Genomic DNA, 1819 nt, shown 5'->3' with positions numbered 1-1819 from the left:
GTGAATCAGGATCCGATTGGGTTGGAAGGTGGGGAGAATTTATATGCTTTTGCACCGAATGTAAAAGGGTGGGTTGACCCATTAGGGTTAATGGCACAACTCATAAAATTATTTATCAAAATGCTAAGCAAACAAGGAACTCGCCCTGGCAAAAACTTTACTCCAGCGGGGAAAAGAGCAGTACGACAACAAAATGCTGCCGATAATGGAGGAAAAATGAAATGCGGTAAATGTGGGCAAGAAGTTATTGAGCCTAAACAACATCAATCTGGTGTTACCCCCCCTAAAAATGAAGCACATGTAGATCATATTATCCCTAAATCTAAAGGTGGTTCTGGAACTGTCGAAAATGGACAAGTACTTTGTCGTACTTGTAATATAGAAAAAAGTAATAAATAAGGAATTAATATGAAGAAAATTTTTTTTAAGTTAATTATCGAAGATAACTACCCCCCTGTTAGTGAAGAAAGCATTTGGGGAGTTGATTTAGGAAACAATTTATTTAAAATAAATAATATTCCTTTTTACAGCAAAGATGTTTCTTTTGATGATACTGTATCTGTTGTAGATATCGATGGAGTATTACATTATAAGAAAACAATAAAATCTTCAGGGAACAGTACAATAAGAATAATTTTTTTTGATGGAAAAGAGATTGAGGACTGTATTAACGCTATACAAAAAATGGGATGCGATTATGAAAAATTCTCGTCTACTTTTATAGCTATCAACATACCTATAACTACCAATCTCGAAATTGTCTTAGATTATCTTGAATATCTAAGTTTCAAAGAAATAGCTGACTACGAATATGGAAAAATTGTGCAATAAGCAAATCTCAAATATACACATTTCGCTAAATTCAATGCCTTAAGGCAAGAGCTTCTGAAATACATTTTCAAACGACCTTAGTCCCGACGCAGGGTGGTCAATTGTGCTACCCACGCAGCCCCCTAGGGCTACCTGAAAAAGTGTAGACTGCTTTTCAATGCCACAAAACAGTTCAAAAGTAGCCTGCACATTCAAAGGCGCGCATACAAAGCAAGCCGTAGTCTCCATGAAACCTCCAATCCCGACGTAGGGTGCGTGCGGTACGCACACGGTTTCCGCTTTTCAGACGGCCTCGAAAACCAAACCCGTTTCGTTTGGGACGGCAGCCACCTCTTGCAGGAAGTCCACCCGGACGTCAGATATACCTATCTCTACACCGATCTCGACAGCTACGAACCTTTGGCACAGGTACGCAATTGGACAACCGCAGACGGCGAAAACCTACTACTTCCACTGCGACCAAATCGGTATCCCGAGAGAGATGACCGATAAGGACGGCAATCTGGTTTGGTTTGGTGACTATACCGGCTGGGGTCGTCTGAAAGAGGAAACCAAGAAAGCAGTAGCCCGCATGAAACCTCCAATACCGACGTAGGGTGTGTGCGGTACGCACGCACGCGGTTTCTATTTTTCAGACAACCTCAATCCTTTTTCGAGGTCGTCTGACCACCCATACCGACGGCGAAGGCCATACCACTTCCTACGAATACGGCCAGGATGGCCTGCCGACCTGGCGCACCAATGCGCTGGGCCATACCTTCGGCTACCATTACGACAAAGCCCGCTGCCTAGTCGGCCTCACCAATGAAAACGGTGCGCGCTACCGCTCGGCTTCGACCATAAACTGACCGGCTACCGCTACAACGCCGGCAACGAACTGGTCGAGCAGCGCGAATTCGGCGACGACGCCTCCCTCGCTGCCAAACTGATGGCGCAGCTGGGCGGACAGCCCGTCCCCAAAAAAGACGCCGCCCCGCTTTCAGACGAC

At 44.9% G+C, this 1819-nt stretch carries 3 protein-coding genes and 1 pseudogene; all 4 read left to right on the top strand.

Annotation, left to right across the window (positions count from 1 at the left end; genetic code table 11):
- Positions 1–399: HNH endonuclease (locus tag HMPREF2560_RS05485; protein ID WP_210398625.1), on the top strand; the 399-nt coding region annotated here is incomplete at its 5' end.
- Between the two features lie 9 nt (positions 400–408).
- On the top strand, positions 409–831 hold the full coding sequence (locus tag HMPREF2560_RS05480; RefSeq protein WP_070608368.1) for a DUF4265 domain-containing protein: 423 nt from the start codon (positions 409–411) through the stop codon (positions 829–831).
- A gap of 291 nt (positions 832–1122) precedes the next feature.
- Positions 1123–1387: pseudogene (locus tag HMPREF2560_RS11315) on the top strand (RHS domain-containing protein); the annotation flags it as partial.
- Between the two features lie 40 nt (positions 1388–1427).
- On the top strand, positions 1428–1679 hold the full coding sequence (locus HMPREF2560_RS11430; protein ID WP_070608367.1) for an RHS repeat protein: 252 nt from the start codon (positions 1428–1430) through the stop codon (positions 1677–1679).
- The last annotated feature ends 140 nt before the right edge of the window (positions 1680–1819 follow it).

The organism is Neisseria sp. HMSC078H04, assembly GCF_001838135.1.
In the GTDB taxonomy this organism is placed as follows: Bacteria; Pseudomonadota; Gammaproteobacteria; order Burkholderiales; family Neisseriaceae; genus Neisseria.
This window is presented reverse-complemented; position numbering and strand designations above follow the sequence as displayed.

Coding starts and splice junctions, on each gene's coding strand:
- HMPREF2560_RS05480 (WP_070608368.1), top strand. CDS start 409: ATGAAGAAAATTTTTTTTAAGTTAATTATCGAAGATAACTACCCCCCT.